The organism is Streptomyces sp. VNUA24, assembly GCF_029167005.1.
Classification (GTDB): Bacteria; Actinomycetota; Actinomycetes; order Streptomycetales; family Streptomycetaceae; genus Streptomyces; species Streptomyces scabiei.
In genome coordinates this window covers 8860680-8884148 of record NZ_CP119143.1, presented here as the reverse complement: position 1 = coordinate 8884148, position 23469 = coordinate 8860680, and the positions used below count along the sequence as shown (strand labels likewise).

Sequence of the window (23469 nt, the reverse complement as noted above, 5' to 3'; positions counted from 1 at the left end):
TACGACCGGGCCGCCCCTCTCTGCCGCCTGCCTACCGCAGCCGCTCCCCCGGCAGTTCGCCCGCCGAGACCTCCCACACGCCCTGCTCGGTGACCAGACCCGTCACCAGACGGCCCGGGGTCACGTCGAAGGCCGGGTTGTGGCCGCGCGAACCGGCCGGGGCGGTGCGGACGCCGCCCCACTCCAGCACCTCGTCCTCGCCCCTCAGTTCGATGTGGATGTCGGCGCCGGTGGCGGTGGCGACGTCGACCGTGGTCGTGGGAGCGGCGACGAGGAAGGGGATGCCCGCGTCGGCGCAGGCCAGGGCGACGCCCACGGTGCCGACCTTGTTCGCCGTGTCGCCGTTGGCCGCGATGCGGTCCGCGCCCACGATCGCCGCGTCGACCTCGCCCCGCAGGATGGTGCCGGCGGCGGCGCCGTCGACCTGGACGTAGTGGGGTATCCCCTCCTGGAGCAACTCCCAGGCGGTCAGCCGGGATCCCTGGAGCAGGGGGCGTGTCTCGTCGGCGTAGACCACCTCCAGGCGGCCGCGCGCGTGCAGTTCCCGGACGACGCCGAGAGCCGTGCCCCATCCGGCGGTCGCGAGCGCCCCCGTGTTGCAGTGCGTCAGCACCCGCAGCGGACGGTCGACGTCCACCCGCTTCAGCAGCCAGTCGGCGCCGTACGCGCCCATCGCCCGGTTCGCCTCGACGTCCTCGCGCTGGACGGCGGCGGCCTCCTCCAGCACCGCCTCCAGCCCCTCGTCGAAGCGGGTCATGACACGGTCCACGCAGACCATCAGGTTCACGGCGGTCGGGCGGGCCGCACGGACCCGGGCCACGGCGGCGCGCACCTCCTCGGCCGGCCAGCCCTCGCGCTCCCCCTGCAGCAGCGCGAGTGCCACGCCGTACGCTCCCGCCGCCCCGATCGCGGGCGCGCCGCGCACGACGAGGCGCTGGATGGCGGATATCAGCGCGTCGACCTCGCGGATCTCGACCGTCTCGGTGCGCTGCGGCAGAACCGTCTGGTCGATGAGCGCAAGGCTGTTTCCGGTCCAGTCGACGGCGCGCAATTCCTGGGGCATAGCGGGGCACTCCTGGTGTTCCGACGGTGCCCGACACCGTACATGACCTCGGAGAATCGACGGGAACCACAGTTCGAAGCCGCGAGGGCCGGTGTGCCGGAATCCGCTGGTGCCCCGCCCACAGCGCCCGCGCGGCCGTCCGTCGCGAACGGGACCTCGGCCGATCCGGAGACTTTGGCCTGATAGAGGCGGGGAAGCCCCCATAATGGCCTGAGACATCGGATGTCTGAACGACAGGGAGGGGTCACCCATGGCAGTCACCGACGAGGCGATCGAGAAGATCAAGGGAATGATCGTCTCCGGCGCCCTGCGCCCCGGCGACCGGCTCCCGAAGGAGAGCGAGCTGGCCGCCGACCTCGGGCTGTCCCGCAACTCCCTGCGCGAGGCCGTGCGCGCCCTGTCCCTGATCCGCATCCTCGACGTACGGCAGGGCGACGGCACCTACGTCACCAGCCTCGACCCGCAGCTCCTCCTCGAAGCGCTGAGTTTCGTCGTGGACTTCCACCGCGACGACACGGTCCTGGAGTTCCTCGCCGTGCGCCGCATACTCGAACCCGCGGCGACGGCGATGGCCGCCCTGAGGATCGGCGAGCAGCAGCTGGACGCGCTGACGACCCAGCTGGACCGGCTCGGCACCGCGCCGTCGGTGGAGGAACTGGTCGCCTGCGACCTGGAGTTCCACCGGGGCATCGTGCAGAGTTCCGGCAACTCGGTGCTGTGCTCGCTCCTCGACGGCCTGTCGGGGCCGACCACCCGGGCCCGCATCTGGCGCGGTCTGACCCAGGAGGACGCCGTCAGCCGGACCCTGCACGAGCACCGCGCCATCCTGGCCGCCCTGCGCGACCGGGACGCCGACGCCGCGCGTTCCTGGGCCACGGTGCACATCGCGAGCGTGGAGCAGTGGCTGCGGTCCACACTCTGAGAAGTCGATCCGAGAAGTCGACGTAGAAGTCGATGTAGAAGTCGATCATCCGCGGCCCTCGTCGCCCACGAGGGTTTGTGCCGTGCGAACGGGGCATTGATCCGTTCACTCCCCCGTGCAAGGGGGCTGCGGAGGCTCCCGCCGCACGCCGTAAGGTTGGGGCGTACGCGAGGGCACGTCGGAAGGAGGCGCTGGGTGATCGAGCTGGAGGGGGTTCCCGAGCTGATCGACCCAGTGATGGTGGCAGCGTTCGAAGGCTGGAACGACGCCGGCGACGCCGCCTCCACCGCGGTCGCGCATCTGGACAAGGAGTGGAAGGGCGAGGTGTTCGCGGCGCTGGACGCCGAGGACTACTACGACTTCCAGGTGAACCGCCCCACGGTGTGGCTGGACGGCGGCGTGCGGAAGATCACCTGGCCGACGACAAGGTTGTCGGTGGTGCGGGTCGGCGGCGACAAGCCTCGCGATCTCGTCCTCGTCCGCGGCATCGAACCGTCGATGCGCTGGCGCTCGTTCTGCAACGAGCTGCTGGGCTTCGCCCACGAGCTGGGTGTGGAGCTGGTGGTCATCATGGGCGCGCTGCTCGGGGACACCCCGCACACGCGTCCGGTCCCGGTCAGCGGGGTCACGTCCGATCCGGACCTGGCGCAGCGGATGGACCTGGAAGAGACCAAGTACGAGGGGCCCACGGGCATCGTCGGCATCCTGCAGGAGGCGTGCACGCACGCGGGCGTCCCGGCCGTCTCGCTCTGGGCGGCGGTGCCGCACTACGTGTCGCAGCCGCCGAACCCGAAGGCGACGCTCGCCCTGCTGAACCGGCTGGAGGACCTGATCGACGTGCGCATCCCGCTGGGCGAGCTGCCCGAGGACGCGCGCGCCTGGCAGGTGGGGGTGGACCAGCTGGCGGCGGAGGACAGCGAGGTCGCCGAGTACGTGCAGACGCTGGAGGAGGCCCGGGACACGGCGGAGCTGCCGGAGGCGTCGGGAGAGGCGATCGCGCGCGAGTTCGAGCGGTATCTGCGGCGCCGTGACGGGGGCGGTCCCACGCCGGGCGGTCACGCCACGGTCGACGGCGGCGACGGGCCCGGCGGGGCGTGGAACCCCAAGGACAATCCCGGCGGGCGTACGCGGCCGCCGAAGCCGGCGCGGCCCGAGGCCGACACCGAGGCGGGGTCCGGGACCGAGGCGGGGACCGAGGCCGGAGCCGAGGACGAGGATTCGTCGGACGACTGAACGCCCCTCCGGCGACCGGTTCCCCGCGCCCGTCACCGGGCGCGAGGAACCGGCCGACGGTCACCGCGCGCTCAGCGCTTCACGGCCACCACCGCGTACGCCGTGTCCGGGGTCGGGGTCGTCGTGAAGCGGGCGTTGGGCAGGTAGAGGCGGTTGCCGTGGGCGGCGGCCGTCGTCGGGACGTCGAAACCGGCGTCGATGAGACGGTCCTCGAAGATGCCGCTGCGCCCGTCCGCGGAGAGCTTGAACACGTCGATCGCGTTCTGGCGGTTCTGGACGACGTACAGCCGCCGTCCGAGGAGCAGCAGGCCGTCACCGTTGGTGAGGGGGGCCGCGTCACCGAGGTCGACGAGTTCGGTGACGCCGGTCCCGGGGTCGACCCGGTGCAGGCCGCCCGCGCCGGACTGGACGACGAGGAGTGCCTTGCCGTCCGGGGTGCCGGTGATGCCGTTGGCGTTGACGACCTCACCGGGAGCCTGGGACCAGGCACCGCTCAGGGTGAGCGTCACGACCTTGTCCGGGGCCGGCAGCCGCCCGTGGGCGCCGAGCGGCAGGGCGTACAGGGTGGGCTGGAAGGAGTCGGTGAACCAGGCGGCGCGGGGCGTGAGGAAGACGTCGTTGGCGAAGGTCGGCGTCTTCGTGGTGAGTCGGTACGAGGCGAGGACCGCGCCGGTGCGGGCGTCCACCACCCGGGCGCCCTGGGCCCGTCCGGCGACGAACAGCCGCCCCCGGTCGTCGAGTTTGAGCCCGACGGAGGGCGTGCCGGGGCCCGCGGAGATGATGCCGCCCTGGCCGGTGCGCAGGTCGGCGCGGTAGATCGAGCCGTCGCCGAGGGAGCCCAGGTAGGCGTGGTGGCCGCCGATGGCGATGCCCTCGGGGCGGAAGCCGGGCGGCAGCGGGATGCGGTCGGGCCACGTGCTCCTGGGGGAGGCGGAGGCGGTCGCGGCGGACGAACCGACGAGCAGCGCGGCCGCGCCCGCGGCGGACGTCGTGAGCAGGGTGCGCCGGCTGAGGTGACGGGCTGAGGGGGGTTGCGGGGCCTGCGGAGGTTGCGGGGGTGCCACTGATCGTCCCTTCCACGAAGGGACCGGCAGCTGGCCGGTCCGGCCTTTCGACTGACGTGTGTCATGCCATCACATGCCGACCGGCCCCGCAGCCCTTCACGGGTCGGCCGACAGGGCCTTGACAGCCCCGGAGCGGCTTCCGACCGGATTGTGCCGGTCCGGCCCAAGCACCGCTCACGCACGGGCGGTTGCCCGGGCCCGGGGGCCCCGAGTTCCGTCCCGCGCCCGCGGAAGGCCGGAGGGAGCGGCGCGCGACGACCGGACGGTTCGGTGTCCGGGGGACGGTCGGGTACGGCCTGCCGGGGTGGCGGGCGAGGCGGGGGCCGGGCCGGGGATGTCCTCGGTGGCGGGCGCCCCGGAGCCTGTTCGCCTCCGGCTCCGCGGCGGGTGACGTTCGTGAACTCCCGCCCGGGCCGGGCCTCTTCGTGCCCCCGGCGGAACCGGGGCCGGAGCCCGGGAAAGGCGAAGGGGTGCCTCCCCCGGGCCGGAGGAGGCACCCCTTCGTCGTCGTCCCGTGTGCGAGGCACGGGATACGGGTGTCGGCTGCGACACCCGTGCAGAGTCGTTACTTCAGGTGGGTCACAGGGCGACGCCGAGCAGCGCGTCCACCGCGCGGGACACGACGCCGGGCGCACCCTCGTCCGTGCCGCCCCGCTCCTCCTGGAGCGCGGCCCAGCGGTCGACCGCGGCCAGCGCGGCGGGCGCGTCCAGGTCGTGCGCGAGGGCCTCGCGGATCTCCTCGACGAGGGCCTCGGCGGGCGGTCCGTCGGGCCGGGAGACGGCGGCGCGCCACCGGCCGAGGCGGTCGACGGCGTCCTGGAGCACCTGGTCGGTCCACTCCCAGTCGGCCCGGTAGTGGTGGGCGAGGAGCGCGAGCCGTATCGCGGCCGGGTCGACTCCGTCGCGGCGCAGCGCGGAGACGAAGACCAGGTTGCCCTTGGACTTCGACATCTTCTCGCCGTGCAGCGCCACCATGCCCGCGTGGACGTACGCCTTGGCCATGGGGAACTCGCCGGTCAGGGCCTGGGCGTGCGAGGCGCCCATCTCGTGGTGCGGGAAGGCGAGGTCGGAGCCGCCGCCCTGGACGTCGAAGCCCATGCCGAGGTGGTCGAGGGCGATGGCGACGCACTCGATGTGCCAGCCGGGCCGACCGCGGCCGAGGGAGCCGCCGTCCCAGCTGGGCTCGCCCTCGCGCGCGGCCATCCACAGCATCGGGTCGAGGGGGTTCTTCTTCCCGGCCCGGTCCGGGTCGCCGCCCCGCTCGGCCGAGAGCATCCGCATCGTGGCCGCGTCCAGGCGCGAGACCTTGCCGAAGTCGGGGTCGGCCTCGACGGAGAAGTAGACGTCCCCTTCGAGCTCGTACGCGGCACCGGCGGCGAGGAGCCGCTCGACGAGCGGGACGATGCCGGGGATGGCCTCGACGGCGCCTATGTAGTGGCGCGGCGGGAGCATCCGCAGGGCGGTCATGTCCTCGCGGAAGAGGGCGGTCTCCTTCTCGGCGAGGGCCACCCAGTCGATGTCGTCGCGCGCGGCCCGCTCCAGCAGGGGGTCGTCGACGTCCGTGACGTTCTGGACGTAGTGAACCTGCCGCTTGGTGTCGAGCCACACGCGCTGGACGAGGTCGAACGCGTTGTAGGTCGCCGCGTGACCCATGTGGGTCGCGTCGTACGGGGTGATCCCGCAGACGTAGATACGGGCGACGGGACCGGGGTCAAGGGTGATGAGCCCATCGGTCGCGGTGTCGTGGATCCGAAGGTCGCGGCCCTTGCCGGGCAGGGCGGGGACCTCAGAAGCGGGCCAGGCATGCATGCCACGAGCCTAACCCGATCGACGCGCGGCTATGCGGGGTCCCTCCGGGGGATCGGCGGGGCGCCTGCCCGCTCGGAGGTACGCCCTGTCCTGCGGCTGCGGCGGGTACGTGGCTGATCGCGCCGTTCCCCGCGCCTCCGACAGGACACGGGGCAGGCCCCCGCCCCCGTCAGACCGGGGGCCAGGGGATCGCCGGCCAGTCGCCGCTCGGCTCCGGGTGGCGTCCGCTCTTCAGCAGGGCGGCCACCCGCTCCCGCGTGGCGTCCAGCTCGGCCGGTGTGATCAACGCGACGAGCTTCGCGGCGAGCGGGCCGCCCTCGCCGAGCGCGTGGCGCAGCCGCTCCAGGACGTCCACGGCCTCGTCGGTGAGCGGTTCCCCCGCCCAGCCCCACAGCAGCGTGCGGAGCTTGTTCTCGACGTTGAAGGTGACGCCGTGGTCGATGCCGTAGAGCCTGCCCCCGGCGGCGGGCAGCAGGTGTCCGCCCTTGCGGTCGGCGTTGTTGACGACCGCGTCGAGGACGGCGAGCCGCCGCAGCCGCTGGTCGTCCACGTGCACGAGGAGCGCGGTCTCCCCCTCCCCGACCTCGGCGAAGCCGACGGCCTTCCAGCCCTCCCCGGCCTCCTCGCCCTCCACGAGGGCCAGCAGCTCGGAGCCGGGCTCGCCCTCGATCCACAGCTGGCACATGCCCTGCCCGTACGGGCCGTCCCGCAGGACGGTGGGAGGGACCAGCCCCCAGCCGGTCGCCTCGGACACCTCGTAGGCCGCGACCTCCCGCTGGGCGAGCGTGCCGTCGGGGAAGTCCCACAGGGGCCGCTCCCCGGCGACGGGCTTGTAGACGCAGGCGGCCTCGCGGCCCTGATGGGCGACCGTGCAGTACAGCACGGCGTTGGACGCCTCCCGCACCCGTCCGCGCACGGTCAGCTCGCCCTCGGCGAGCAGCAGCTCGGCGGAGGGCGGGTCGGGCGGGTACGAGCCGGCGGAGGCAGCGGAGGCGGAGGGGGTCACGCCCCGCGCCGGTATCCGTTCTGGCGCGGACATACGTGTCCCTCCGGATCGAGCGGCAGGCTGCACAGCGGGCACGGCGGCCGGCCCGCGTTGACGACGTCGAGGGCGCGCTTGGCGAAGGCACGGGCCTGCGAACCGGTGAGGCGGACGCGGAGCATCGGCGGGCCGTTCTCCTCGTCCTGGAGCATCCGCTCCTCCGCCTCGGCGAGATCCTCCTCGGAGTCCGCGTCCAGCTCGACCAGGGCCTGGGCCTCGACGATCATCCGCTCCTCGTCGCCGTCCCAGGCCAGCGCCATGGTGCCGACCCGGAACTCCTCCTCGACGGGGGCCTCCAGCGGCGCCGTGTCCGACACCTCGCTGGGCGCGACGGCCGGTACCGCGGCGCTGCCGCCGCTGCGCCGCACGACCTCGTCCAGCAGTTCGTCCATGCGCTCGGCGAGCGCGGCGACCTGCGTCTTCTCCAGCGCGACACTGGTGACGCGCTGCCCGGAGGACGCCTGCAGGAAGAAGGTCCGGCGCCCGGGCAGCCCGACCGTACCGGCCACGAAGCGGTCCGGGGGGTCGTAGAGGAACACCTGACGGGACACGTCCTGTCTCCATTGGAATCGACGTCGGGACCGGCCGCACCGGCTGCTGACTGGTTTCAGCGCCGCCGCGACCGCTTCACCCTACTGCGGTTGACGATCACGGTGCCCCCGCACCGCCCCCGACGGTGGCGTCACCGCTCGGGGGCTGCTCGCGCGGCGCCAGGGACGCGAAGTCCCCGGTGTCGCCGAGCCGGACGAGAAAGGGCCTGAGCCGGGTGTAACGGATCGCGGTGATGGAACACGGTTCGACAGAGATCCGCTGGAAGAGGTCCAGATGAAGTCCGAGTGCGTCGGCGACGAGCGACTTGATGATGTCGCCGTGCGAGCACATCAGGTACACGGCGTCGGCCCCGTGCTCGCGCTCCACGCGCGCGTTCCACTCCCGCACCGCCTCCGCGGCCCGGTGCTGCATGGTCCTCATCGACTCGCCGCCCGGGAACTCGACGGCCGTCGGATGCGTCTGGACGACCTCCATCAGCGGCTCGTCGCTCAGCTCGGCGAGCTTGCGGCCGGACCAGTCGCCGTAGTCGCACTCGCCGATGCGTTCGTCGGTGTGCGCGACGAGCCCCGGCCGGGCGTCCAGCAGGGGCCGGATCGTCTCCTCACAGCGCTGGAGCGGGCTGGTGACGACCTCGGCGATCGGCAGACCGGCCAGGCGGCCGGGCAGCGCCGCGGCCTGGGCGGCGCCGCGCTCGTCGAGCGCGATCCCGGGCGTCCACCCGGCGAGCACGCCCTCGGTGTTGGCGGTGGAACGTCCGTGCCGGACAAGGATCAACGTGGGCATGCGTCCCAGCGTAGACGTCCGCCCGACGGCCCCTCGCGGACCTGTGGACAAAGCCTGCGCGTACGGGGCGGCTGTGGACGAAGTGCCCGAGAAAGGAACCCCCTGTGATCGTCGACTGTGCCGTCTACCGCGACGGGCACCGCACCGAGGGCCCCGAGGACCTCTCCGACGCCCTCGCCACGGCCCGCGCCTCGGGCGGCTTCGTGTGGATCGGCCTGCACGAACCGTCGGAGAAGGAGTTCGCGCTGGTCACGGAGGAGTTCGCGCTGCATCCGCTGGCCGTGGAGGACGCCCTGAAGGCGCACCAGCGGCCCAAGCTGGAGGTGTACGACGATTCGCTGTTCATGGTCCTCAAGCCGGTGGCCTACGAGCAGTCCACGGACACCGTGACCGCCGGCGAGGTGATGGTCTTCCTCGGCGACGCCTTCGTGGTGACCGTCCGCCACGGCGAGGGCTCGCCCCTGGGCGTCGTCCGCCGTCGGCTGGAACAGGAGCCCGAACTGCTCGGCAAGGGGCCCACGTCCGTGCTGTACGCGATCACGGACGCCACCGTCGACCACTACCTGGACGTGGCGACCGAACTCCAGACGGACCTGGAGGAACTGGAGGCGGAGGTCTTCTCGCCCGACATCGGCGGCTCACGCAACACCGCCTCCCGGATCTACACCTTCAAACGCCAGGTCCTGGAGTTCCGCCGGGCGACCGGGCCGCTCGCCGCACCGCTCAACCGGCTCTCCTCCACGGGGAACGCCGCCGCCGTGCCCTTCGTCGACGAGAAGGCCCAGCCCTTCTTCCGTGACGTCAACGACCACCTCACCCGGGTCAACGAGTCCGTGGAGGGGCTGGACCGGCTGGTCTCCGACATCCTCTCCGCGCATTTGGCCCAGATGAGCGTCCGCCAGAACGACGACATGCGGAAGATCTCCGCCTGGGCGGCCATGGCCGCGATCCCGACGATGGCCGCCGGGGTCTACGGCATGAACTTCGAGCACATGCCGGAACTGCACTGGGGGTGGTCGTATCCGGCGCTGATGGCGCTGATGGTCGTGGCGGAGGTGCTGGTGTTCCGCCTGTTCAAGCGCCGGGGCTGGCTGTAGCCACGGGGCGGGTCTTCCGTGTCCACGCGCGCGTGGACACGGACAGGGACGTCAGGCGAACTCGGGGGCAGCCGTCGCCGGTCCGCCCAGGGCGTCGCGACGGACCGGCATCTCCAGGCTGACCATGCGGCGCCAGCCGAGGACCCGCTCGTAGGCGTACACCGCGTGGATGCCCGCGGCGAGGACGGCGGCCTTGGCCTTCGGCCAGCCCAGGATGCGGCCCATGTGGTCCATCACGGCGAGGCTGACGTCCCGGTAGACGGCGATCTCCGCGAGGGCGCACTCGCGCAGGGTCCGCTGGATGAAGCGGCCGTGTCCGGCCGCCGCGTACCGCAGCAGTTCCTCGTGGGTGTAGGCGAGGTGGTTGTCCTCGTCGTCGGAGATCATCCGGACGGCCTTGCCGATCTCGGGGTGGCGCGCGAAGTGCTTGCGGAGCATCACCATCTGGTCGGCGGCGCGCTGTTCGGTGACGCGGCTGTGGCACAGGTAGACGATGACGTCCCGCACCGAGAGGGGGTCCTCGGCCTTGAGCTTCTCGTGCGCGAGCCCGATGCCGCCGCGCTCCAGGAGCATGGTGTAGTCGGTCTCGGCCGGGACCTCCACGGGCTGCAGGCCGCGCTTCTTCATCAGGGCGTTGAAGATCCGCCCGTGCTTGTCCTCGTCGGCACCGTGGCGGGTGATCTTGGGTGCGAGCGCCCGCTCGCTCGGCGGGACGAGCGCGGCGATGCGCGCGTTCTCCCAGCCGCCCTGGGTCTCCCCGCCGGCGGCGATGGAACAGAACAGCCGGAACGACTCGTCGTTGTCGACGATCTCCTGGAACAGACTCTTGGCCGAAAGCATCGAAGGACACCTCTCTGCAGGGGGCCTGGCAGGGTCCTGCAGAAAACGAGTCAAATGGGGTGACACGAGCCGGGCAACAGCTGTGTCGGACAAATCCGCCGAACGAATGACGCCGGAACCGGGCGGGGGGCGTAACCGGGTGGAGCGTTGCCGCGTTGTCCCGGTGACGGCCGTGGCGGGGAAGACCCCCGAGCCCCCACCACGGCCGTAGTACTTTCGGATCAGTCCGCTGGGCCGATTCCCGCCGCTTCGCGGCTCTCGTCGGCCACTGCGCCGTTCGGGTTACGCGAGCCCGGCCAGCTCCATGGCCCGCGAACCGGCCCGCAGCGAGGCGATCCGCTCGTCGAGGGTGAAGCCCGCCGGGGCGAGCGTGAGGGTGGTGACCCCGGCCGCGGCGTAGGCCGTCATCCGGTCGGCGATGCGCTCCACGGAGCCGAGCAGCGTCGTCTGGTCGATCAGCTCGTGCGGGATGGCGGCCGCGGCCCCGGCCTTGTCGCCGGCCAGGTACTTGTCCTGGATCTCGGCGGCCTCCTTCTCGTATCCCATGCGCCGGGCGAGCTGGTTGTAGAAGTTCTGCTTGCGGCTGCCCATGCCGCCCACGTACAGCGCGGTGTACGGGCGGAAGGTGTCGGCGAGGGTCGTGACGTCCTTGTCGTCGCCGACGGCGAGGGGCAGGGTCGGGCAGATGTCGAAACCGTCGAGGGTCTTGCCGGCCTTCTCCCGTCCCGCTCGCAGGTACGAGACGGCCGTGTCCTCCAGGTGCGCGGCCGAGGGGAAGATCAGCAGGGCGCCGTCGGCGATCTCGCCGGTCTGCTCCAGGTTCTTGGGGCCGATCGCGGCGATGTACAGCGGGATGTGCTCACGGGTGGGGTGCACGGTCAGCTTCAGCGGCTTGCCGGGGCCGCCGGGCAGCGGCAGCGTCCAGTGCTCGCCGTCGTGCGACAGGCGCTCACGGGTCATCGCCTTGCGGACGATCTCCACGTACTCGCGGGTGCGGGCGAGCGGCTTGTCGAACTTGACGCCGTACCAGCCCTCGGAGACCTGCGGTCCGGAGACGCCGAGGCCGAGCCGGAAGCGGCCGCCGGAGAGCGAGTCCAGCGTCGCGGCGGTCATCGCGGTCATCGCGGGCTGACGGGCCGGGATCTGGAAGATGGCCGATCCCACGTCGATGCGTTCGGTCTTGGCGGCGACCCAGCTGAGCACGGTGGCGGCGTCCGAGCCGTACGCCTCCGCCGCCCAGCACACCGCGTAGCCCAGCCGGTCGGCCTCCTGGGCCACGGCCAGGTTGTCCCCGTCCATCCCGGCGCCCCAGTAGCCGAGGTTGATCCCGAGCTTCATTGAGACCCGCCTTCCCTTACCGATCAGTAACGTCCTTGTCGCCGCCGACCCTACCGGGCCGTGCCGTGTGAGAGCCCGGGAGGCCGGGGTCGTACGGCGAGCACGGGTGGGGCGGGGTTTTCTCGTGCGAGTCCTGGGGAAATCGGTTATCCACAGGCCACCACGTGACCAACCGTGGCCAGTAATGTCGCCGTTCATGGAGCAGAGACATCTCGGCCGTACCGGCCTGCGTGTGTCCCGGATCGGGCTCGGCACCCTGACATGGGGCCGCGACACGGACGAGCATGACGCCGCGGACATGCTGAAGCTGTTCTGGGAGGCGGGCGGCACGCTCGTCGACACCGCCGACGTGTACGGGGACGGCGAGGCGGAGTATCTGCTCGGGCAGTTGATGGACGGGCTCGTGCCCCGCCGTGACCTCGTGATCTCCACGAAGGCCGGCAGCGTCCCGGACCCCGACCGGCGGTTCGACGGCTCCCGCGGCCATCTCCTCGCCGCCCTCGACGCCTCCCTGGCCCGCCTCGGCACCGACTACGTCGACGTGTGGCACATCCACGCCTACGACCCCGAGACCCCGCTGGACGAAACGCTCCAGGCCCTCGACCTGGCCGTCAGCAGCGGCCGGGCCCGTTACGCCGGGGTCTCCAACTTCTGCGGCTGGCAGCTCGCGAAGGCGGCCACCTGGCAGCTCGCGGCCCCCGGGATACGCACCCGCCTGGCCAGTACGCAGCTGGAGTACTCGCTGCTGCAGCGCGGGGTGGAGCGCGAAGTGCTGCCCGCCGCACTGGACCTGGGCATCGGTCTGCTCCCGTCCTCCCCGCTCGGCCGGGGCGTGCTGACCGCCAAGTACCGCCACATCACGCCCCCGGACTCGCGGGGCGGCTCGGAGCACATGGCCCCGTTCGTCGCGCCGTACCTCGACGACACGGCGACCAGCATCGTGGACGCGGTGCAGACCGCCGCGGACGGCCTCGCGGTGACCCCGATCCAGGTGGCCCTCGCCTGGGTCCGCGACCGGCCCGGCGTGGCCGCGCCCATCATCGGCGCGCGCAACGCGCTGCAGCTCACGGGGGCACTGTCAGTGGAGAGCCTTAGTCTTCCTGACGAGATCTGCCGGGCTCTCGACGACGTGTCGGCGCCCGTGCACCGCTATCCCGATCACGACTGGAGCACGCTGTGAGCACGGAGCCCGCGACCACGGAGCCGGACGAGCCGGGGGGACGGGGCGAGGGGACGCCCGCCGACGGCACCGACGCGCCCGGCGGCCGGGAGGCCGGGGGTGAGGGCGAGGTCGCCGCCGGGGACGGGACCGACGGGAAGGACGGCACCGACGGCGACACCGGCGAGCCCGCGGGCGACACCGGCGGGGCCACGGCCGACGGAGCCGAGGCCGCGCCCGAAACCTCCGAAGCGCAGGCCGAGTTGGCGGCGCAGCGGCTGGAGCGGGAGCGGATCGAGCGGCGCAAGGCGGAGAAGACCGCACCGATCGCGAGCGGGGCCAAGCTGAGCGGCACGGCCGCCGATCTGCTGGCCGCCGTACGGGCCGTGGAGGGCGGGCAGAAGCCCACGGCCACCGCCTTCGCGGAGCCGGACCCGACTCCGCGCCGGCCGGCGCCGGAGGCCGTGCGGCGGCCGCAGCCGGTGACGCCCGCGGCCGGTGCGACGGCTCCCTCGGCGGAGACCGTCGAGGACGTCCGCGCGGTACTGGCCGAGGGCGGCGCCCCCGAGGCGCTGGTGGCACAGGTCGCGGAGGCGCTGGGAGAAGGCGCCGGCGCCCGACTGCGCGCGGATCCCTGGCAGTTGCTGCGGGTCGCCGGTGTACGGCCGGAGCAGGCAGACGGGTTCGCGCGGGCGCTGCTCGGCGCGGAGTGCGGCCCGGACGACGAGCGGCGGGGCCGCGCGGTCACCGTGTGGCTGCTGGAGCAGGCGGCCGTCGCCGGGCACACGGCGCTGGAGGCACCGGCGCTGGCGGCCGCGCTCGCCCAGCGTTCCGTGCCCGGCCCCGACGAGGCCGTCCAGAACGCCGTCGCCGAGGGCGAGGCCCTGGTCTTCCAGGACGCGCTCGACGACACCCCGGCCGCGGCCCGGCCCGCGCGCCCGTCCCACGGGACCGAGGACGACGAGGAGGACGCGGCGGAGGAACGCCCGGTCCGTGTCCTGGTCGGCCTGGAGCGGTACGCCCTCGCCGAGGAGAGCCTCGCCGACGGACTCGCCCGCGTCATGAACGCCCTGCCCAAGCAGGACACCACGGACTGGGAGGAGGCGGCCGCCTCGGCACCGCGCTCCGCCGGGGAGCTGATCCGCGCCGTCGCCGGACACGGACTCGTGCTGCACACCGGCGGCGAGGCGGCCCGCGCGGAACCGGCGGCGCTGCTCACGGCCGCCCGGGCCCTGGGACTGCGGGCGTACGCGGCGACGCACGCCGCGGACGGAAGACGGCGCCTCGTCTCCCCGCCGGACACCGCCGGGGGGCCGGGGACCGCGGACGGGGCCGACCCCGCCGCCGTCACGACCCTCGCCGGGCTGCTGTCCGGCGCCGAGGGACCGGGCCGCGACGGGGACGGGGCCCTCGCCCTCGACCTGCTGGTGGTGCTGGACGCGCCGCAACTGGACGTCGAGACCGCCGCCCTGCTGGTCGAGTCGCTGCCCGACGGGGCCCGGCTGGTGCTCAGCGGCGACCCGGGGGTGCTCTGGTCCGCCGGGCCGGGCCGGGTCTTCGCGGATCTGCTCGCCGCGCGCGTCTGCCCGCAGATCGCCTCGCGGACACCCGACCCCGGGCCCGTCGGCGAACTGGTCTCCGGGATCGGCATCGGGGAGCTGAACCAGGTCGAGGCGCCCGGCAAGGAGGTGGTGATCGTGCCGGTGCGGGACGCGGGCGAGGCGGTGCACCGGACCGCGCAGCTCGTGGTGGACTCGGTGCCGAGGGCGTTCGGGATCCCCCCCGAGCAGGTGCAGGTGATCACTCCCGGGCACGGCGGGGCGGCCGGCACGCGCGCGCTCAACACCGCGCTCAAGGAACGGCTGAACCCCGGCCCGGGCCGCTTCGGCGGGTTCGACCCGGGCGACCGCGTGGCCTACTCCCCCACGCCGGGCCGTTCGACGCCCGGCCGGGTGGTGAAGGCCGACGCCGAGGGGCTGCACCTGGAGTGCGCGGGCTCGGCCGTCGTCGTACCGAAGGAGCGGGTCGAGCAGACCGTGCGGCACGGGTGGGCGCTCACCGCGCACCAGGCCGTGGGGCAGCGGTGGACTGCCGCGGTCGTGGTGCTGCCCGGCGACGCGGCACGGCTGCTCACCCGCCCATGGGTCTACACCGCGTTCGGGCGGGCCGAGCGGCACCTGTCCGTGGTGCACGGCGTGGAGCAGGCGCTGCCGCGCGCGGTCGCCGAGACACCGGCGAAGCCCCGCACCACGAGACTGCCGGCGTTGCTGCGGGCCCAGGTGCCCCCGGTGGGCTGACGGTGCCGTATCGCCGGAACGGGGCGCCCCGCCAGTCGCCGGGCGCCCCGGGTACCTCTACCGGTCCGCGTCCAGCGGCTCCAGGTCCTCGTCGTCGTCCGGCTCGTCGTCGAAGACCGCGCTGACGTCGAAGCGGCAGACGACGCGCTGCGGATCGACCCCGTCGAAGGGTGCCTCCAGCCACTCGCCGGGTTCGGCGCTGTCGTCCGCGGCGGTCACCCAGAGCGTGGAGTCGCCCTCCTCCAGGCCGAACTCCTTGTGCCGGGAGACGATCTCGTCCGGTTCGAACTCACCGAACAGCAGCCCCAGCGCGCCGTGCACGGTGCTCGCCGCCCCCTCGGAGCCGGCCGGCTCCTCCGCCGCCTCCACGCGCCGGCCCTGTGCCAGCAGCCGCTGCGGCTCGGCCACCGTGTAGTCCCGGCGGATCAGCACGCTGAGCGCGCCGGGTTCCTCGGGGCCGGTGTACGGCGGCATGTCCTCGGTGCCGGGGATCTCGAAGGGGGTGACCTCGTCGTAGCGGTCGTAGAGCAGTTCGTCGTACTCCTCGGCGGCCGCGGCCAGCTCGTTGAACGCCTCGTAGACGGCCGGGTCGTCCTCCCCCGACCGGCGTTCGACCGCGGCCAGGTGGCGGTCGAGCGCGGTCTTGACCGCCTCGGCGGCGGCGCGTACCTCGGCAGCGGTGGGCTGCGCAGCATCAGACATAGTGCAGACGCTATCCGTACCGGGCCCCAGCCCGCACAATAGATACCGATGCCGGAATACGAATTTGTCGACGTGTACGTACCGCGCGGGGTTTCCCGCAAGGACGCCACACGCCTGCTGACGGACCATGCCGAGTACGGACACTGGGAGTTGGACCGACTGAGTCTGCTGCGTGACGGCAGCCGCAGGGTGCGGTTGCGCCGACGGATCATCCGCCAGGTGCGCGCCACCTGGTGATGCGCGCGGCATGACGGAAGCGGGCCCCGCAGTCGCGGGGCCCGCTTCCGTCATGCGGGGCGGGGGCCGGTCACAGAGCGGCGGCCCGCGCCTTGCGGTAGATCAGGGCGCCCCCGATCAGAGCGCCCGCGCCCATCGGGAGGGCGAGGCCCAGCGGCAGGTCGCTGCCGGTCCGGGCGAGCTGCGCGAGGCCGTCGGGCCGGTCGACGGTCTGGGTGCCGGGGGTGTTGGTGTCCCCGCGGGGGATCTCGTCGCCGGGCCGGACGGGCTTGTCGGGCGTCTGCGGGGACGCCTCCTCGGAGTCGCCGCCGCCGGGGTTCTCGTGCGCGCCCGCGCCGCCCCCGTTCCCGCAGTCGTTGCCCGTGACGCCGTTGCCGAGTCCGATCACGGAGATGCTGTTGCCGCACACGTTGACCGGGACGTCGATCGGGACCTGGACGCTGTTGCCGGAGCCCACGCCCGGCGATCCGCCGGTGTGACCGTCCGCGTGGGAGCCGTCGTACGACGGACCGTGACCGCCGTGGCCGTGGTCGCCGTACCCGCCGCCGCCCCCGCCGTTGGAGCAGTCGTTGCCGGTGGCCGGGTTGCCGACGCCGACCACGTCGACGGTGTTGCCGCACACGTTGACCGGGACGTGCACCGGAGCCTGGACGTGGTTGCCGGAGGCCACGCCCGGCGATCCGTGGGCGCCGCCGTCCGCGTGGGAGCCGCCGTACGACGAACCCTGACCGCCGCCCTGGCCGCCGCGTGCGTGCTTGCCGCCTCCGCCGTTGGAACACTTGTTGCCCGCCGCCGGGTTGAGCAGTCCGACCACGCTCACCGTGTTGCCGCAGACGTTGACCTCGGACTCCACCGGCGCCTGCACGGTGTTGCCGGAGAGCACGCCGGGCGAGTGGGTGGCGGAGCCCTGCGCACCGGCGTCGGCGTGCGCGGCACCGCCCGCCGCGGCGAGCACACCGGACGCGGCCGCCATCGTCATGAGGCCTTTGCGGGTGACCTGTCGCATTGCTGAATTACCTGCCTTAGCCCTGATGTTCTGAATTCTGCGCCTTGCGGGAATACCGGTCGGCCCCGGAGTGCATGGCGCGCACTCCGGGGCCGGCGGTTGTGTCAGACCCTCACCTGGTGAGGTACGACGTCACTTGTTGATGCAGGTGTTGCCGAAGGCGGGGTTCAGCAGCCCGATCACCGAGATCGTGTTGCCGCACACGTTCACGGGGACGTGAACCGGCACCTGGACGACGTTGCCGGACGCGACACCCGGGGAGCCGATGGCGGCACCCTGAGCCCCGGCGTCGGCGACGGCCAGACCCGCGCCCGCGAGAACCAGACCACCGGTGGCAGCCGCAGCGGCGACGACCTTCTTGAGCATTATTCCTCCTTGTTGGCAAAGCGACCCCAAGTAGCGAGTCACACCACCTGTAACGAGGAGGGGCAATTGGAGCTACGAGCTTATGGTCCGATTCACTCGACCCGGTCGATCTTCGTACGCGCTGCCGAATAAAAGCCGAACACGTCAGGACGCGTCGATGAAACGGTCGAGGACGCGCACGCCGAACTTCAGGCCGTCCACCGGCACCCGCTCGTCCACGCCGTGGAACATGCCCGCGAAGTCCAGCTCCGGCGGCAGCTTGAGCGGCGCGAAGCCGAAGCCCCGGATCCCGAGGTCGTCGAAGGACTTGGCGTCCGTACCGCCGGAGAGCATGTACGGGACCGCCTTCGCGGCCGGGTCCTCGGCGAGCAGCGCGGACTGCATGGCGTCCACGATCGTCCCGTCGAAGGAGGTCTCCAGCGCCTTGTCGGAGTGCACGTCCTCGCGCCGCACGTGCGGGCCGAGGATCTTGTCGAGATCGGCGAGGAACTCCTCCTCGAACCCCGGCAGGAACCGTCCGTCGACGTGTGCGGTGGCCTCGCCCGGGATGACGTTGACCTTGTAACCGGCGCCGAGCTGGGTGGGGTTGGCGGTGTTGCGCAGGGTCGCGCCGATGAGCTTGGCGATCCCGCCGAGCCGGGCGAGGGTGCCCTCCATGTCCTCCGGGTCGAGCGTGGTGCCGAGCGCGTCGCCGAGTTCGTCGAGGAAGGCCCGGGTGGTCTTGGTGACCCGTACCGGGAACTGGTGGCGGCCGAGGCGGGCGACGGCCTCCGACAGCTCGGTGATGGCGTTGTCCCGGTGGATCATCGAGCCGTGCCCGGCCGTGCCGGCCACGGTGAGCTTCATCCAGTGCATGCCCTTCTCGGCCGTCTGGATCAGATAGAGCCGGCGCTGCTCGTTCACGGTGAACGAGAACCCGCCGACCTCGCTGATCGCCTCGGTGACGCCCTCGAAGAGATCGGCGTGGTTCTTCACCAGGTGCTTCGCCCCGTAGGTACCGCCGGCCTCCTCGTCCGCGAGGAAGGCGAGCACGATGTCGCGCGGGGGCCTGCGGCCGCTGCGCAGCCGGTCGCGGACGACCGCCAGTGTCATCGCGTCCATGTCCTTCATGTCGACGGCGCCCCGGCCCCACACGCAGCCGTCCGCGACCTCGCCGGAGAACGGGTGGTGGGTCCAGTCCGCCGCGTTGGCCGGTACGACGTCGGTGTGGCCGTGGATGAGCAGTGCGGGCCGCGACGGGTCCTCGCCCTCGATCCGGGCCACCGTCGAGGCGCGGCCGGGGTGCGACTCGAAGATGCGCGGCTCCAGCCCCACCTCGGCCAGCTTCTCGGCGACGTACTCGGCGGCCTTGCGCTCCCCGGGCCCCGAGTGGTCGCCGAAGTTGCTGGTGTCGATCCGGATCAGCTCGCGGCAGAGGTCGACGACCTCGTCCTCGCCGGTCACGTGCCTGCCCGTGTCCGTCTCGTTCACGCTGGTTCCTCCCGCTGTCGCTGCTGGTGGTTCCCCCTCATCCTCCCCCCGCCCCACCGCCCGCCCCAAGACCGGGACCGGCCGGGTCACACGCCGTTCACACCCGGCGGCCCGGGGTCGGGGGGTGATCGGGGGCCCTGGAAAGCCTGGTAATGTTTCCTTCGTCGCCGCGGGGGAAACCCACACGGCACACACCCTGTCCGGGTGGCGGAATGGCAGACGCGCTAGCTTGAGGTGCTAGTGCCCTTTATCGGGCGTGGGGGTTCAAGTCCCCCCTCGGACACAGAGTGGCGAAGGCCGCGACCCCAGGGTCGCGGCCTTCGTCGCGTGAGACTGACGAAATGTGGGCGACATCTCCCCCACCAGGAAAACCCCAGGTCACGGCCCGCCCCCTTGCCCCTTCGGGCCATCCGGTGGACGCCCCCGCTTGGCCGACACGACAGGCCGTAGTCACCCGAGCACTAGAGTATTGGGCTTGTTCGGTGCCGATACGGAAATATCCCCAGGCAGACCTGCGGGCCCGTCGGCGCCCCCGGATGGTCCGGGTTCGAGAGGCGAGGATCCGATGGCCGCCGTTCACGAGAGTCCTGATCTGACGCTGCTCGACGGGGAGCTGGCGGAGGCGACCGGGGGGTTCGACGGGGCGGCGCTGTTCTCGGCCGGTCCGGCTGCGTCGCCGCGCACGCTCGTGGACGTCTTCGAGGCGTCCGTGCGGTCGTACCCGGACGAGCCGGCGCTGGACGACGGGAAGCGGCGGCTGACCTACCGGGCGCTGGCGGTCGAGGTGGAGCACCTGCGGCAGCGCCTCGGGGCGGCCGGGGTCGGGCGGGGCGACCGGGTCGGGGTGCGGGTGCCGTCGGGCACGAACGACCTGTACGTCGCGATCCTCGCGGTGCTGGCGGCCGGTGCCGCCTATGTGCCCGTCGACGCCGAGGACCCCGATGAGCGGGCCGAGCTGGTGTTCGGGGAGGCGGAGGTGCGGGCCGTCGTCGGGGCCGGGCACGAGCTGACCGTCCACGGCGCGTCCGAGGTGCCCACCGCCCGGCCCGGGGCCGGTGACGACGCGTGGATCATCTTCACCTCCGGGTCGACCGGGAAGCCCAAGGGCGTGGCCGTCAGCCATCGCAGTGCCGCCGCGTTCGTGGACGCCGAGGCGGCGCTGTTCCTGGCCGAGGAGCCGATCGGGCCCGGGGACCGGGTGATGGCCGGGCTGTCCGTGGCCTTCGACGCGTCCTGCGAGGAGATGTGGCTGGCGTGGCGGTACGGGGCCTGTCTGGTGCCGGTACCGCGCGCTCAGGTCAGGAGCGGCGCCGATCTGGGGCCCTGGCTGGTCGAGCAGGAGATCACGGTCGTGTCGACCGTGCCGACGCTGGCGGCGCTCTGGGAGCCCGAGACCCTCAACGACGTCCGGCTGCTGATCTTCGGCGGTGAGGCCTGCCCGCCGGAGCTGGCGCAGCGCCTGGTGACGGAGGGTCGTGAGGTGTGGAACACCTACGGGCCGACCGAGGCCACCGTCGTCGCCTGTGCCTCGCTGATGTCCGGCGAGGAGCCGGTCCGGATCGGGCTGCCGCTCGACGGATGGGACCTGGCCGTGGTCGACGAGGCCGGGGAGCCCGTGCCGATGGGCGGCAGCGGGCAGCTCGTGATCGGTGGCGTGGGGCTCGCGCGGTATCTCGACGCCGAGAAGGACGCGGAGAAGTACGCGCCGCTGGAGTCGCTGGGCTGGGAGCGCGCGTATCGCAGCGGTGACCTGGTGAAGGCCGAGCCGGAGGGGCTGGTCTTCCTCGGGCGCGCCGACGAGCAGATCAAGCTCGGCGGGCGGCGGATCGAGCTGGGCGAGGTCGACGCCGCGCTGCAGGCGCTGCCCGGCGTCGCGGGCGCCGCGGCGGCCGTACGGACCGCGCGGAGCGGGAACCAGCTGCTCGTCGGCTATGTGGTCACCCAGGACGGCTGGGACCAGGCGGCGGCCGTGGAGAAACTGCGGGCGGAGCTGCCGGCCGCGTTGGTGCCGCTGCTGGCGCCGGTGGCGGAGCTGCCGACCCGGACCTCGGGGAAGGTGGACCGCAATGCCCTGCCGTGGCCGCTGGCGGAGCTGGAGAGCACCGGCCCGGCCGAGGAGCTGTACGGGACCGAGGCGTGGCTCGCCGAGCAGTGGGCGGAGGTGCTGGGTGTCCCGGTCGGCAGCGCGCAGGACGACTTCTTCGCGATCGGCGGCGGCAGTCTCGGCGCCGCGCAGCTGACGACCCGGCTGCGGACCCGGTACCCGAGCGTCGCGGTGGTGGACATCTACCAGCGGCCCACCCTGCGCAAGCTGGCCCGGTATCTGGAGGAGTCGGGCGAACAGGACGGTCCGCGCCGGGCGGTGGAGCCCGTGCCCGTGCGAGCACGGCTGGTCCAGTTCCTGCTGCTCCTGCCGCTGTTCACCCTGCTCGGGCTGCGGTGGGTCGTTCCGCTGGCGGCGCTCGGGAACCTGCTCGGGCCGTACGCCTGGCTGCCGACCGCGCCCTGGTGGGCCGTGGTGGCGGGGGCGGTGCTGCTCCACACGCCGCCGGGGCGGCTGGCGGTCGCGGCGGGCGGGGCACGCCTGCTGCTGCGCGGTGTCGCGCCCGGGCGGTACGCGCGCGGCGGGAGCGTGCATCTGCGGCTGTGGGCGGCGGAGCGGCTGGCCGAGTTCAGCGGGGCGACCTCGCTGACCGGGGTGTGGCTGGAACGGTACGCGCGGGCGCTGGGCTGCCGGGTCGGTACGGATGTCGATCTGCACGCGCTGCCGCCGGTGACCGGGATGCTGAAGCTCGGGCGGGGCGCGGCGGTGGAGTCCGAGGTGGACCTCTCCGGGTACTGGCTCGACGGGGACCGGCTGGAGATCGGGACCGTCAAGGTCGGGGCCGGCGCGGTGGTGGGGACGCGCAGCATGCTGCTGCCGGGCGCCCGGGTCGGCAAGCGGGCCGAGGTGGCGCCCGGGTCGGCGGTGGCCGGGCAGATCCCCACGGGGCAGCGCTGGGCCGGGGCGCCGGCGGGCAAGCTGGGCAAGGCGAAGCGGAACTGGCCCAAGGAGCGGCCGCAGCGTGGCCTGTTCTGGCGGGTCTCGTACGGCGTGACGGGGTTCGGGCTGACCGCGCTGCCGGTGCTCGCCGGATGTGCCGCGCTGGCCGTGCTGAGCCTGTGCGTGGCCCCGGACGCCGGGCTGGGTGCGGCGATGCGGGGCGCGGCCCTCGGGCTGGTGCCGGCCACGCTGGCGTTCGGGGCGGCGTACGCGCTGCTGCTGCTCGCGGCCGTACGGCTGCTGAGCCTGGGGCTGCGGGAGGGCACACATCCGACGCACAGCCGGGTCGGCTGGCAGGCGTGGACGGTCACGCAGCTGATGGACCGGTCGCGGCAGACGCTGTTCCCGCTGTACGCCGGGCTGGTGACGCCGGTGTGGCTGCGGCTGCTCGGGATGCGGATCGGCAAGGGCGCCGAGGTGTCCACCGTCCTGGCGCTGCCGAGTCTGACGACGGTCGGCGACGGGGCGTTCCTCGCGGACGACACGCTGACCGCGCCGTACGAGCTGGGGGGCGGGTGGCTGCGGATCGGGCGGGCGGAGATCGGGCGGCGGGCGTTCCTCGGGAACTCGGGGATGACCGCGCCGGGGCGGTCGGTGCCGGACGGCGGTCTGGTGGGGGTGCTGTCGGCGACGCCGAAGAAGGCGAAGAAGGGCAGTTCGTACCTGGGGCTGCCGCCGGTCAGGCTGCCCCGGTCGGCCGCGGACGGTGACCAGAGCCTGACGTACGAGCCGCCCGCGCGGCTGCTGTGGGCGCGGGCGCTGGTGGAGCTGTGCCGGATCGTGCCGGTGTTCTGCTCGGCGGGTCTGGCGCTGCTGACGGTGGCGGCGCTCAGCGCGCTGGGCGGCTGGGCGTGGCTGCTGGGCGGGGCGGTGCTGCTCGGCGCCGGCGTTCTCGGATGTGTGCTCTCGGTCGTCGCGAAGTGGCTGCTCGTGGGGCGGCACCACCGGGGCGAGCATCCGCTGTGGAGCGGTTTCGTGTGGCGCAACGAGCTGGCGGACACCTTCGTGGAGGTGCTGGCCGTGCCGTGGCTGGCCGGGGCGGTGCCGGGCACGCCGGTGCTGAACGTCTGGCTGCGGGGGCTCGGGGCGGCCATCGGCCGGGGGGTGTGGGTGGAGAGTTACTGGCTGCCCGAGACCGACCTCGTCACGCTCGGCGACGGGGCGACGGTGAACCGGGGGTGCGTGCTCCAGACCCACCTCTTCCACGACCGGATCTTGCGGACGGATACTGTGGAACTCCGTGAGGGTGCCACCTTGGGCCCGGGCGGAATCGTCCTGCCCGGCAGCGTGGTCGGGGCCCGCACCACGCTGGGACCGGCGTCGCTGGTCATGGCCGCGGAGTCCGTTCCCGACGACACCCGGTGGCTGGGCAACCCGATCGAGGTGTGGCGCCGCTGAGTGCGGCTCGTGCGGCGACGGGGGACTCGGGGGACGATGGACGTCGTA

The 23469-nt window shown here is 73.0% G+C and carries 19 protein-coding genes and 1 tRNA gene; 8 read left to right on the top strand and 12 right to left on the bottom strand.

All coding sequences use genetic code 11. The features are described from left to right. Window positions 1-31: 31 nt before the first annotated feature. Window positions 32-1063: an S-methyl-5-thioribose-1-phosphate isomerase gene (gene mtnA, locus PYR72_RS38180; RefSeq protein WP_275459534.1), complete on the bottom strand. Its 1032-nt coding sequence runs from the start codon at window positions 1061-1063 to the stop codon at window positions 32-34. Window positions 1064-1313: 250 nt separating this feature from the next. Between mtnA and PYR72_RS38175 the strand changes: the two genes are divergently transcribed. Continuing rightward, window positions 1314-1985: a FadR/GntR family transcriptional regulator gene (locus tag PYR72_RS38175; protein WP_275459533.1), complete on the top strand. Its 672-nt coding sequence runs from the start codon at window positions 1314-1316 to the stop codon at window positions 1983-1985. 195 nt (window positions 1986-2180) lie between these two features. After that, the gene (locus PYR72_RS38170; RefSeq protein ID WP_275459532.1) at window positions 2181-3218 is read left to right on the top strand and encodes a PAC2 family protein; all 1038 of its coding nucleotides are present in this window, start codon (window positions 2181-2183) and stop codon (window positions 3216-3218) included. 71 nt (window positions 3219-3289) lie between these two features. On the opposite strand, the gene PYR72_RS38165 is transcribed toward PYR72_RS38170, so the two are convergent. From PYR72_RS38165 to PYR72_RS38145, 5 genes are all read right to left on the bottom strand, one after another. Beyond that, window positions 3290-4282, bottom strand: a complete 993-nt coding sequence (locus PYR72_RS38165; protein ID WP_275459531.1) for a superoxide dismutase — start codon at window positions 4280-4282, stop codon at window positions 3290-3292. A 579-nt stretch (window positions 4283-4861) separates the two neighbouring features. Beyond that, window positions 4862-6091: a cysteine--1-D-myo-inosityl 2-amino-2-deoxy-alpha-D-glucopyranoside ligase gene (gene mshC, locus PYR72_RS38160; protein WP_275459530.1), complete on the bottom strand. Its 1230-nt coding sequence runs from the start codon at window positions 6089-6091 to the stop codon at window positions 4862-4864. Between the two features lie 169 nt (window positions 6092-6260). Next, window positions 6261-7130: an SCO1664 family protein gene (locus tag PYR72_RS38155; RefSeq protein ID WP_275459529.1), complete on the bottom strand. Its 870-nt coding sequence runs from the start codon at window positions 7128-7130 to the stop codon at window positions 6261-6263. Next, a complete protein-coding gene (locus PYR72_RS38150) occupies window positions 7094-7684 on the bottom strand; it encodes a DUF3090 domain-containing protein (protein ID WP_013004841.1) in 591 nt (196 codons plus the stop codon). The genes PYR72_RS38155 and PYR72_RS38150 overlap by 37 nt, the downstream gene beginning before the upstream one ends. A 97-nt stretch (window positions 7685-7781) precedes the next feature. Beyond that, window positions 7782-8468 (bottom strand): histidine phosphatase family protein, encoded by a 687-nt coding sequence (locus PYR72_RS38145; protein ID WP_275459528.1) that lies wholly within the window; start codon window positions 8466-8468, stop codon window positions 7782-7784. A 104-nt stretch (window positions 8469-8572) separates the two neighbouring features. Here PYR72_RS38145 and corA point away from each other — a divergent pair, with 104 nt between their 5' ends. Continuing rightward, window positions 8573-9565, top strand: coding sequence for a magnesium/cobalt transporter CorA (corA, locus tag PYR72_RS38140; RefSeq protein ID WP_275459527.1), 993 nt, complete (start codon window positions 8573-8575; stop codon window positions 9563-9565). A gap of 51 nt (window positions 9566-9616) precedes the next feature. Here the strand turns inward: corA and PYR72_RS38135 are convergent, their stop codons facing one another. Continuing rightward, window positions 9617-10405 carry a ferritin-like domain-containing protein gene (locus PYR72_RS38135; protein ID WP_275459526.1) on the bottom strand — a complete coding sequence of 263 codons (789 nt, stop codon included), beginning with the start codon at window positions 10403-10405 and terminating at the stop codon, window positions 9617-9619. 282 nt (window positions 10406-10687) lie between these two features. Further along, complete coding sequence (locus PYR72_RS38130; protein WP_059082056.1) at window positions 10688-11743, bottom strand: LLM class F420-dependent oxidoreductase; 1056 nt, start codon at window positions 11741-11743, stop codon at window positions 10688-10690. Between the two features lie 196 nt (window positions 11744-11939). On the opposite strand from PYR72_RS38130, the gene PYR72_RS38125 reads away from it, so the two are divergent. Together PYR72_RS38125 and PYR72_RS38120 are read left to right on the top strand one after the other, a co-directional pair. Next, window positions 11940-12923: an aldo/keto reductase gene (locus PYR72_RS38125; protein ID WP_059082161.1), complete on the top strand. Its 984-nt coding sequence runs from the start codon at window positions 11940-11942 to the stop codon at window positions 12921-12923. Next, on the top strand, window positions 12920-15199 hold the full coding sequence (locus tag PYR72_RS38120) for a helix-hairpin-helix domain-containing protein (RefSeq protein ID WP_275459525.1): 2280 nt from the start codon (window positions 12920-12922) through the stop codon (window positions 15197-15199). Before PYR72_RS38125 ends, PYR72_RS38120 begins: the two co-directional genes overlap by 4 nt. A gap of 57 nt (window positions 15200-15256) precedes the next feature. Here PYR72_RS38120 and PYR72_RS38115 read toward each other — a convergent pair whose 3' ends face one another. After that, on the bottom strand, window positions 15257-15901 hold the full coding sequence (locus PYR72_RS38115; RefSeq protein WP_275459524.1) for a hypothetical protein: 645 nt from the start codon (window positions 15899-15901) through the stop codon (window positions 15257-15259). A gap of 48 nt (window positions 15902-15949) precedes the next feature. Between PYR72_RS38115 and PYR72_RS38110 the strand changes: the two genes are divergently transcribed. After that, window positions 15950-16138 carry a DUF5703 family protein gene (locus PYR72_RS38110; RefSeq protein ID WP_005485166.1) on the top strand — a complete coding sequence of 63 codons (189 nt, stop codon included), beginning with the start codon at window positions 15950-15952 and terminating at the stop codon, window positions 16136-16138. A gap of 70 nt (window positions 16139-16208) precedes the next feature. Here the strand turns inward: PYR72_RS38110 and PYR72_RS38105 are convergent, their stop codons facing one another. The 3 genes from PYR72_RS38105 to PYR72_RS38095 form a co-directional block, all read right to left on the bottom strand. Further along, window positions 16209-17144: a chaplin gene (locus PYR72_RS38105; protein ID WP_275459523.1), complete on the bottom strand. Its 936-nt coding sequence runs from the start codon at window positions 17142-17144 to the stop codon at window positions 16209-16211. A 132-nt stretch (window positions 17145-17276) separates the two neighbouring features. Beyond that, complete coding sequence (gene chpH / locus PYR72_RS38100) at window positions 17277-17510, bottom strand: chaplin ChpH (protein WP_005485162.1); 234 nt, start codon at window positions 17508-17510, stop codon at window positions 17277-17279. Between the two features lie 144 nt (window positions 17511-17654). Beyond that, the gene (locus PYR72_RS38095; RefSeq protein WP_275459522.1) at window positions 17655-18980 is read right to left on the bottom strand and encodes a M20/M25/M40 family metallo-hydrolase; all 1326 of its coding nucleotides are present in this window, start codon (window positions 18978-18980) and stop codon (window positions 17655-17657) included. 198 nt (window positions 18981-19178) lie between these two features. On the opposite strand from PYR72_RS38095, the gene PYR72_RS38090 reads away from it, so the two are divergent. Together PYR72_RS38090 and PYR72_RS38085 are read left to right on the top strand one after the other, a co-directional pair. Then, window positions 19179-19263: transfer RNA gene (locus PYR72_RS38090), tRNA-Leu, on the top strand. Between the two features lie 282 nt (window positions 19264-19545). After that, on the top strand, window positions 19546-23421 hold the full coding sequence (locus PYR72_RS38085) for a Pls/PosA family non-ribosomal peptide synthetase (protein ID WP_275459521.1): 3876 nt from the start codon (window positions 19546-19548) through the stop codon (window positions 23419-23421). Window positions 23422-23469: the final 48 nt, after the last annotated feature.